A 7,525-nucleotide genomic window follows, 5' to 3' on the forward strand; every position below is an offset into this window, starting at 1 on the left:
TCAGTCCGCGGACGGTTCGGCGGACGGCTTGTCCGAGTGGCCCAGGGGTTTTTCCGGGGCCACTCGGTCGCGTACGGCCCGCTTCACGGCCGTCGGCTCGGGGAAGCCCTGCTCGCGGCGGTCCCAGACGACCTCGTCGCCGACGCGGACGACGAACACCCCGCCCGTGCCGGGTTTCAGCGCCAGCTCCGTCAGCTCGGACTCGAAGGTCGTCAGCAGCTCCTGCGCCAGCCAGGCCGCGCGGGGCAGCCAGCGGCACTGGGTGCAGTACTCGATCTCGACACGGCCACTCATCCGAGGTGCACCGACCAATCCTGTTCGGCCGCGGGCTTGCCGTGCAGGTCGGGGACCTGCCGGAGCCACGCGGGGCGTCCTTGCCGGCTGCGCGCCGCCCGGCGCGCCTCCTCGGCGGCGAGCTCCTCGCGGCCGGGGAAGTCGGTGGGCAGCCAGGCCCCGGAGGCCCGCACGCGCGCGTGGAGGTACGCCACGTACGCCTCGCGTGCCTCCTGCGGGCCGGCGAAGCCCGGTTCATCCGCGAGCCAGGCGTCCGGGACCTCCGCGAGGATCCGGCGCAGCAGCTCCTCGGTCACCCGGGGAGCGAGCTCGGCGTCGGCGGCCCGCACGTCGGGCCCGTAGTGGCCGAGGGCGTGGTGCCGGAAGTCGTAGGCCTTGGCGGGATCGGTGCCGTCCCAGCGGTGGTGGAAGACGAGCGCGGCACCGTGGTCGATCAGCCACAGGCGCGGAGGTGCGACGCCCAGGGTGGGCCAGACCATCAGGTTGGAGCTGTGCACCGTGCGGTCCACGTTCACGGTCAGGGCGTCGAGCCAGACGATCCTCCCCGCCTCCAGGGGATCGACGGGGAAGACCTGCGCGATCTCCGGCGTGAAGTCCCGGGCGCCCGGCAGGTAGTCCATGCCGAGGTTCACGCCCGCGCTGGCCGCGTGCAGGTCCCGCACCTCCTCATGCGGCTCGTCCCGGGCGATCGCCGGGGCGAAGTGCACCAGCACCAGTTCGGGGAAGCGCAGGCCGAGGGCACGGGCCAGCTCCCCCACGATCACCTCGGCGACCAGCGCCTTGCGGCCCTGCGCGGAGCCGGTGAACTTCACGACGTAGGTGCCGAGGTCGTCGGCCTCGACGATGCCGGGGACGGAGCCGCCGGACGTCAGGGGTGCGACGTAGCGGGTCGCCGTGACCTCTCTCAGCATGCCCTCAGGTCACCCGCCCCTTACTACGTCCGGCCTCCGGCGTGAAGTGAGCATAGTAACCGAGGGTGATCGCTGACGAGGAGGGTGAGACGCCCCGCTCCCGTCGCCTTGTCTCCCGTGGTCGCCTTTCCCGTCAAGGGCGGGGCAGGCCGAGAAGGACGGGCAGGTCGGCGATGTCGGTGATCCGCTGGTAGCCGAGCCAGTGCTCGTCGTGCTCGAAGCCGCGGTCCATGTACACCTTGTTCTTGATGCCTATGGCGGCGGCGGTGCGCAGGTCGTACTTCGGGCTCGCAGAGACCCACACGATCTCGTCGGGTGCCACGCCGAGCTTGTCCAGCGTGTACTCGAACGCACGGAGCCGTGGCTTGTAGACGCCCATCTCCTCGGCGGTGATCACGACCTCGAACGGGGCCTGGAGGTTCTCCACGAGGCGCTTCGCATGCACGTCGTCGGAGTTCGTCACGATCACCAGCGGGTACTCCTCGGCCAGGCGCCGCAGCGCCTCCGTGACCCCGGGGTAGGGGCCCCACGTGGGGATCTCCTCGTACACCGCCTGACCGTCGCCCTCGCGGTACTCCAGGCCGAACCTCCGCATGGTCCGCTCCAGCGAGTGGGCGACGACCTGGTGGAACGGCTGGTACGCGCCCAGGCACTCGTCGATCCGGTACTGGTTGCCGGTCTTCAGGAAGTCGTCGGCGATCTCGGCCGGGAGCCGGTCGCCCAGGACCCGGCGGATCACCTCGTTGATACGGAAGTGGATCAGCGTCCCGTTCATGTCGAACGCGACGAACTTCGGCTTGCTCTCGAATCTCACGGTTCCTCCAGTGATCGGTCACGGGCGCAGCCACCCGGCTGTCGATGGTCGACCATACGGCCAGGGGGCTGTAAACAGCAAACTGTTGACAGTTTTCAGAGCTCGTCCTACTGTCGCTCCCGCCGGCTGCCTCGTGTGGGGCGCCTGGACGCACAGGAGGACCAGTGGAAACCAGCACGCCATCCGGTTCGGCTTCGGAGCGCCTCGAGGCCCTCGGCTTCACGCTTCCCCGTGTCGGCAGCGACACGACGTATGTGAACCACCGCTCGGTCGGCTCCAGCGTCTACGTGTCGGGGCAACTGCCGTACAAGGACGGTGTGTTGCTGGGGCAGGGCATCGTCGGCCGGGACGTCGAGACGGAGGCGGCACGGGGCCTGGCGCGTCATGCGGTGGTGAACTGCCTCGCCGCCGCCGCGGAGGCGGTGGGCGGCCTGGACCGGGTCCGGATCGTGCAGATGCTGGTCTTCGTCGCCAGTACGCCGGAGTTCGGTGAGCAGTCACGGGTCGCCGACGCGGCGAGTGACCTGCTCTTCGAGGTGCTCGGCGAGAACGGGCGGCACGCCCGTACCGCGATCGGTGTCGCCGGACTGCCGCGCAACAGTCCTGTCGAGATCCAGATGGTCTGCACGACCGGAGCGACTCATTCGTCCGAGGACGGCGGGACGAGCGCCGTCCCTTCCCTTTCCCACCCTTGATCAGAGGAGCGCAGCGTGCACCGGCTTCAACGAGCACTCGACGCACTGGTCGAGCGGGTGGACACACCCGTTCCCATCGTGCTGATCGACGTCATGCAGCGGAACATCGACCGGATGCAGGGATTCGCCGCCGAGCACGACGTGCGGGTCAGGCCTCACGTCAAGACGCACAAGTGTGTGGAGATCGGGAGGCTCCAGATCGAGGCGGGGGCTGTCGGGATCACCGCGGGCACCGTCGGGGAGGCGGAGGTCTTCGCCGCTGCGGGCTTCGCCGACGTCTTCCTCGCCTACCCGGTCTGGCCTGCGGGAACCAAGGGAAAGCGGATCCGCTCGCTCGCCGCGACCACCCGGCTGCGGGTGGGGGCCGACAACGTCGCGGCCATCGAGGCCCTCGCCGACGCGATGGGTGACGAGCCGGAACGGCTCGAGATCGTGGTCGAGGTCGACTGCGGAGCCGGCCGGTCGGGTGCGCCGCCCGAGGCCGCTGGTGATCTCGCCCTCGCCGCCCGCAAGCGTGGGCTGGTGCCCGTGGGCGTGTACACCTACCCGGGTCACGGCAGCTCCGGCCCGGACGTTCGCGCGCTCGCCGCGCGGGACCAGGAGGTCGCGCTGGCCACCGCGGTGCGCAGTTTCGCCGGCGTCGGGGTGAGCGCCGAGGTGGTGAGTGCGGGCTCCACTCCCACGGTCGCGTTCTCCACGAGCAGCCTGATCACCGAGATCCGTCCGGGCGAGTACGTCTTCTGCGACATGGACAACACCCGGCTCGGCGCGTGTGACGAGGACCAGATCGCGCTGTTCGTCGCGGCCACGGTCGTCAGCGACCGGGTTCCCGGCCAGGTCATCCTCGACGTCGGCACCAAGGCCCTCGGCCGGGACGGCGACGCGCGGCGCGGGTACGGCCAGATCGCCGGCACGAAGGCCGTGCTGTCCAAGCTCAACGAGTACCACGGCTTTCTCGCCGTGCCCCCCGAGGAGCAGCGGCCCGGAGTCGGAACCGTGCTCCCGATGGTGCCCAACCACGTGTGCCCGGTCGTGAACAACTTCGAAGAGCTGCTCGTGACCGACTCGCAGGGCACGATGCCGCGGTGGTGGCCGGTCGCCGCCCGGGGGCTCCTCAGCTGAGCGGCCTCACAGCACTGCCCTCCCGCCCCCTTGCCCGACACAGAAAAGAGTGACTGAGGATGAGACTCGACAAGCTCACGGCGCTGGTGACCGGAGCCGGCAGCGGAATCGGGGAGGCGGTGACCTCCCGCTTCCGCAACGAGGGCGCACGGCTGCTCCTCACCGGCCGCAGGGAACAACTGGACACCGCCCGGCCCGACGACCTGTACGTCCCCGGTGACCTCAACGACGAGGCGTTCGTCGCGAGCCTGGCCCAGCGGGCCGCCGACACCGTCGGAACCGTCGACGTCGTCGTCCTCAACCACGGCCTGCAGGTCAGCGGCCCGCTCACCGAGATGGCGTACGAGGACGCGAAGAACGTGCTCCACAGCAACCTGCTCAGCGCGTTCCTGGTGATGAAGCACTTCGCTCCGCTCATGCCCGAAGCGGGCGGCTCGTTCGTCTGTGTCGGCTCACGGCTCGGCATGGTGGGCAAGCCCGACGAAGTGCTGTACTCGGCCGCCAAGGGAGGCCTCATCATGCTGGCCAAGGGCGCGGCCGTCGAATGGGCTCCGCGCAACATCCGCGTCAACGTCGTCGCTCCGGGGCTGACCGTCACGCCCGTCATCGAGGCGTCGTTCCAGCGCCGGCCCGACCCCGAGGCCTACCGACGTCAGCGCGAGGCCCAGATTCCGCTCCAGCGCCTCGCCACCCCGGAGGAGATCGCACACGCGGTCCTGTTCCTCGCCTCGCCCGAGTCGTCCTACATCACCGGAGCGGTTCTCCCCGTGGACGGCGGCTACACCGCCTTCTGACAGCAGGAAGGAGCAGGGGCAGCGGGGAGCAGCGCCTCATCGGGGTGGCGTGCAGGCGCCTACTCCCGGTGCGCGCGGGCTCCCCGCGTTCCTACTCCGCAGGCGGCGCCTGCCGGCCCTGGCCGCTCCGGCCGGCCAGGGTCGCCACCGAGTCGTCGAAGTGCTTCTTCAGGGCCGCCAGGGCGCCCGCGGTGTCACCGTCGCGGATCAGCTCGCTGATCTGGCGGTGAGTGACCTCGCCCGGGTTGGGGGCCTTCGGATCGTGCCGGGCCCCCTCCGCGGTGAGGGCGCCCATGCACAGGCGGGTCTCGGAGATCACCGTGCTGAACATGCGCTGGAGTCGCTGGCTGCCGGATGCGGCGACCAGGATGGTGTGGAACTCCAGGTCGTACTTCTCCGCCGTCTGCCAGTCGCCGGCCGCCTCGGCGGCGGCCTCCGCCCTCACGTTCCCGTCCAGTTCCTTGTACGTCTCCTCCGCCTTGCCGGAGGCGATGATGGACTGGACCGCGGCGGACTCCAGGGCCGTACGAGCCAGGTAGATGTCGGTGATGTCTTCCTTGGTGAGCACCGGGACGGAGACCCTCCGGTGCGGCTCGCCGCGGAGCAGCCCCTCCTGGATCAGCCGCTGCAGCGCCTCACGGATCGGCCCACGGCTCACCCCGAAGCTCTTGGCCAGCTCCACCTCGCTCAGCTGTGTGCCGGCGGCGAGGGTGCCGTCGATGATGTCCTCCCGCAGGCGTTCGAGCACCATCGAGGCGAACGTCTCGCGAGGCAGGCGGACGGGCCGTGCAGGCTCTTGACTCACAGGGCTTCCCTCTCGTCGATCACGGTCCGCGGCGCAGCGCCCTGAACGCTGCGCGCTTGCGTCGGCTCTTCCTCACATCCAGGCCCTGTCCGATCATGGTAATGCCGGGGGCGGGGTCCTTATGCGATGAGGTCCTTGAACTTGTAGTAGGCACCTGCGAAGGGCAGGAACCACGGCGGGCCGAAGTGGCCGGGTATCCGCGGGAAGGACAGGTCGCGCCAAGGGTTGGCGTCCGTCGTCCCGTCCATGTACTCCGCCATCTGCTTGCCCATGTACGTGGCCATCTGGACGCCGTGGCCGGAGTAGCCGACCGAGTAGAACAGGCCGTCCTGCTCGCCGGCGTGCACCATCCGGTCCATGGTCATGTCGACCAGGCCGCCCCAGCAGTAGTCGACGCGGGTGCGCGAGAGCTGCGGGAAGACCTCGGTCATCGCCTTGTGCAGGATGCGGCCGCTCCTCACGTCCGACTGCGGGCCGGACATGGCGAACCGGGCGCGGCCGCCGAACAGCAACCGGTGGTCCGGGGTGATCCGGAAGTAGTTCAGGAGGTTCATGGACGTCGACGCCATCCGCCGGGTCGGCATGATCTGGTCGCAGAGGTCCTTGCCCAGGGGTTCGGTCACGATGATGAAGCTGCCGACCGGTGCGATCCTCCGCTGCAGCCAGCGGAACGGCCGGCCGGTGTAGCCGCTGGTCGCGACGAGTACCTGGTCGGCCCGGACGGTCCCGCGCGCGGTGACCACCTCGTGCTGGGTGCCGCCCAGCCGCCGGACCTGCTCGACCGGTGCCTTCTCGTGGATCTGAGCGCCCGCCCGGGCCGCGGCCTCGCCCAGGCCACGGGTGTACTTGCCGACGTGCAGTCCGGCGCTCTTGGTGTCGACCATCGCGCCGTGGTAGAGGTCCGAGCCGATCTCCGAGTGGATCTCGCTCCTGGGTACCAGGCGTGTCTTGTCGAGCCCGATCCGGTCGGACAGCTCGTGGGTCTTGCGCAGGCCCTCGAAGTGAGCCGGCTTGGAGGCCAGGACCAGCTTGCCCGAACGGGCGAAGTCGCAGTCGATGCTCTCGTCGGCGACCAGCTTCTCGATGGTGTCGACCGCGTCGTGGTAGGTCTCGAGGTACCGCCGCGCGGTCTCGAAGCCGTAGCGGGCGATCGCGTCGCGGGTGCCGATCGACAGCCCTGTGGTGGCCATGCCGCCGTTGCGGCCCGACGCGCCGAAGGCCACGGTGTCCCTCTCCAGGACCGCGACCTTCGCTCCCTTGCGGGCGAGGTGAAGGGCCGCGGAGAGCCCGGTCAGGCCTGCCCCGACCACCGCCACGTCCACGTGCCCGCTCACCTCGGTCCCGGAACGGTCAGGCCCTTTCGGGGCGGTGTCAAGCCAGTAGGAGACGTCGGCCGGCCTGAATCTCAGGTCGCTCATCGATGGGTCCCTTCTCGGGGGTTGTTCGACACGACCGTAGATGGCACTCTGTCAGCTGTCAACAGTTAGCAGAAGGGAGGTTAGGGTGCCCTTCCTTGATCCGAAGGCTGATCCCGACGGCGACATGCACCCCTTAACTCCCCCACGTCCGGGTGTCATTCTCTTGCCGCTTTTAGCGTGACGTTCCCTGAAATAGCGCTGCACGCGTCCGAAGTCCCCTCCGGACAGTGATCGCCGTCCTTCGGGTTCGAGGTCACGCCAACACCGCCGGGCGATCTCCCCGGATATGCACGGGCTCACCTTCACCCCCGGTACGGAGCCCGCCGCCCTTGCGCAGCCGCAGGGCGTCCCTCTCAGCCCACCCTGCACCGTCAGTCCCATGCGTCCCTAGACGAGGAGTGTTGCCATGAGTGATCCCCAGATAGGCCGGAGAGCGCTCCTGCGCGGAGTCGGCGGCCTGGCCGCCCTCGCCGCCGTGCCCTCCCTCACTGCTTGCGGCACCGGTACCGGCACCAGCCGCAGCGCTTCCACCGGCACCGGTGGGAAGGGCGGCAAGACGGTGATCGTCCGTGACAGTGGCGGTTCCTACGGCGCGGCGTTGCAGAAGGCGATCTACACGCCGTTCACCCAGGAGACCGGCATCAACGTCAAGGTGCTCAACCTGGACGATGC

At 69.5% G+C, this 7,525-nt stretch carries 8 protein-coding genes and 1 pseudogene; 4 read left to right on the forward strand and 5 right to left on the reverse strand.

What is annotated here, in order from left to right:
- The 3 genes from ACIBL4_RS04870 to ACIBL4_RS04880 form a co-directional block, all read right to left on the reverse strand.
- Positions 1 to 294 carry a SelT/SelW/SelH family protein gene (locus tag ACIBL4_RS04870; RefSeq protein ID WP_399406497.1) on the reverse strand — a complete coding sequence of 98 codons (294 nt, stop codon included), beginning with the start codon at positions 292 to 294 and terminating at the stop codon, positions 1 to 3.
- The gene (locus ACIBL4_RS04875; RefSeq protein ID WP_399406499.1) at positions 291 to 1,205 is read right to left on the reverse strand and encodes a HipA family kinase; all 915 of its coding nucleotides are present in this window, start codon (positions 1,203 to 1,205) and stop codon (positions 291 to 293) included. Before ACIBL4_RS04875 ends, ACIBL4_RS04870 begins: the two co-directional genes overlap by 4 nt.
- Before the next feature lie 133 nt (positions 1,206 to 1,338).
- Positions 1,339 to 2,019, reverse strand: coding sequence for a haloacid dehalogenase type II (locus ACIBL4_RS04880; RefSeq protein ID WP_399406501.1), 681 nt, complete (start codon positions 2,017 to 2,019; stop codon positions 1,339 to 1,341).
- A 164-nt stretch (positions 2,020 to 2,183) separates the two neighbouring features.
- Between ACIBL4_RS04880 and ACIBL4_RS04885 the strand changes: the two genes are divergently transcribed.
- From ACIBL4_RS04885 to ACIBL4_RS04895, 3 genes are read left to right on the forward strand one after another with little or no spacing between them, the layout of a single operon-like run.
- The gene (locus tag ACIBL4_RS04885) at positions 2,184 to 2,714 is read left to right on the forward strand and encodes a RidA family protein (protein WP_399406503.1); all 531 of its coding nucleotides are present in this window, start codon (positions 2,184 to 2,186) and stop codon (positions 2,712 to 2,714) included.
- A 15-nt stretch (positions 2,715 to 2,729) separates the two neighbouring features.
- Complete coding sequence (locus tag ACIBL4_RS04890) at positions 2,730 to 3,836, forward strand: alanine racemase (RefSeq protein WP_399406505.1); 1,107 nt, start codon at positions 2,730 to 2,732, stop codon at positions 3,834 to 3,836.
- Positions 3,837 to 3,895: 59 nt separating this feature from the next.
- Entirely contained in the window at positions 3,896 to 4,630 is a 735-nt protein-coding gene (locus ACIBL4_RS04895) for an SDR family NAD(P)-dependent oxidoreductase (protein WP_399406507.1), read from the forward strand.
- Positions 4,631 to 4,721: 91 nt separating this feature from the next.
- Here ACIBL4_RS04895 and ACIBL4_RS04900 read toward each other — a convergent pair whose 3' ends face one another.
- Both ACIBL4_RS04900 and ACIBL4_RS04905 read right to left on the reverse strand, forming a co-directional pair.
- Positions 4,722 to 5,435, reverse strand: a complete 714-nt coding sequence (locus ACIBL4_RS04900) for a GntR family transcriptional regulator (RefSeq protein ID WP_399406509.1) — start codon at positions 5,433 to 5,435, stop codon at positions 4,722 to 4,724.
- Positions 5,436 to 5,554: 119 nt separating this feature from the next.
- Positions 5,555 to 6,853: an NAD(P)/FAD-dependent oxidoreductase gene (locus tag ACIBL4_RS04905; protein ID WP_399406511.1), complete on the reverse strand. Its 1,299-nt coding sequence runs from the start codon at positions 6,851 to 6,853 to the stop codon at positions 5,555 to 5,557.
- Between the two features lie 406 nt (positions 6,854 to 7,259).
- On the opposite strand from ACIBL4_RS04905, the pseudogene ACIBL4_RS04910 reads away from it, so the two are divergent.
- Positions 7,260 to 7,525 (forward strand): annotated as a pseudogene (locus tag ACIBL4_RS04910) (ABC transporter substrate-binding protein); the annotation flags it as partial.

This window comes from Streptomyces sp. NPDC050416, from assembly GCF_044458845.1.
In the GTDB taxonomy this organism is placed as follows: Bacteria; Actinomycetota; Actinomycetes; order Streptomycetales; family Streptomycetaceae; genus Streptomyces.